Origin of the sequence: Sinomonas sp. G460-2, from assembly GCF_047759905.1 — a bacterium.
In the GTDB taxonomy this organism is placed as follows: Bacteria; Actinomycetota; Actinomycetes; order Actinomycetales; family Micrococcaceae; genus Sinomonas.
This window is the reverse complement of sequence record NZ_JBKZWT010000508.1, coordinates 1-1,616: the sequence shown is the minus strand read 5'-3', so window position 1 is coordinate 1,616 and position 1,616 is coordinate 1. Positions and strand designations below refer to the sequence as shown.

Annotated in this window: 1 protein-coding gene; it reads right to left on the bottom strand. The window is 67.9% G+C overall.

The window, feature by feature from the left end:
* Positions 1 to 170: 170 nt before the first annotated feature.
* A partial coding sequence (locus tag ACLN58_RS21955) for a DUF4032 domain-containing protein (protein WP_415857329.1) occupies positions 171 to 1,616 on the bottom strand: 1,446 nt, incomplete at its 5' end.

Genomic DNA, 1,616 nt, shown 5'->3' with positions numbered 1-1,616 from the left:
CGGCCACCGTTCAGGAGTCACTTCCCGTGGGTCGGCCACCGTTCAGGGGTCACTTCCCGTGGGTGACGCACGACGGCGCCACCGCACCTCTTGCCCAGAGGTCACCTTCCGTGGGTGGCGTTAGGTGACCTCTGGATGGGTGGGGACCCGCGTCAGGTGACCCTTGGACGCTAGTCGGCGTCGACGGGCTCTTGCTCGGCGACCTCAGCCTCGTCGTCGAACGCGTCGTCGCCGAGCTCTTCCTCGTCGTCGTACTCGTCTTCGCCATCGCGCTGCGCGGCCTCCTCGGCCTCGAGCACCTTGAGCATGTTCGTGTCCGGGTTGAGCATGATCGCGGCCTCGTCGCGGCGGTGCCGCAGCACGGTGTCGATGTACGACTGCAGCGTCTCGGCGAGGGGCACATGCCGATCGAGCTTCTCCGACATGTACCAACGGTGCTCAAGCACCTGGTGCACGACCTCGGCGGGCTCTAGCTTCCCCGAGAGCTCCTTCGGGATGGCCCGAACGACCGGCTCGAACACCTGCGTGACCCATGCGTGGGCGGAGATCTCCTCGTCCTGGTCGGGGAAGTTGTCGGCCCGGAACGAGTCCATGTCGTTGAGCAGCCGACGCGCCTGATTCTCCTGGGCGTCCAAGCCCGTGAGGCGGAGGAGCCGCCTCTGGTGGTGGCCGGCGTCGACCACTTTGGGCTGGAGCTGGATCGTCGAGCCGTCTGGTGTGGTCTTGATCGCGTATTCCTCGACGTCGAAGCCGAGCTCGTTGAGACGGCGGATGCGCGCGCTCACACGCCACCGCTCGCCGAGCTCGAAGGACTCCTTCTCCGTGAGCTCGGCCCACAGGTTTCGGTAGGAATCCATGATGCGTTCGCTCGTGGCGACCGGGTCGACCTCGGGGTCGATGAGGCCGCCCTCGAGGAGGTCCATGAGCTCGCCCGCGATGTTGACGCGCGCGATCTCGAGATCGTACTCACGCTGGCCTGTCGAGAGATCGGGGTAGAGCTCGCCGGTCTCCGCGTCCACGAGGTAGGCGGCGAACGAGCCGGCGTCGCGGCGGAACAGCGTGTTGGAGAGCGAGACGTCGCCCCAATAGAAGCCGATGAGGTGCAAGCGCACGAGGAGGAGGGCCTGCGCGTCGATGAGGCGCGTGAGCGTGTCCTTGCGCAGCGTCTGCGAGAACAGGGCGCGGTAGGGCAGCGAGAACTTGAGGTGCCGTGTGACGAGCACGGGGTCGAGGGGACGGCCGTCGGGCGTCTGCCGATCGCGGATCACGGCGACGGGCTCGACGCACGGGACGTCGAGGCGCTGGAGGCGGCGCAGCATGTGGTACTCGTGGCGGGCGATGTGCTCACCCGTCTCCTTGACGGCGATGACCGAGCCGCCGAGCTTCGCGAAGCGCACGATGTGCCGGGAGATGCCTCGGGGGAGGGCGGCGAGGTGCTCCTCGGGCCACTCCTCGAGCCGGATGTGCCACGGGAGGTCCAGAAGCTCGGGGTCCGCCGCGGCCGCGGTGATGCTCAGCGACCCCATGACGTTCGCGGGCGGGGGCTCGGGGAGGGGTTCGTTCCGCGGCAGCTTGCCGAGCATCTCGTAATCGGTCGGCTCGTCCTGCCAGTTGGC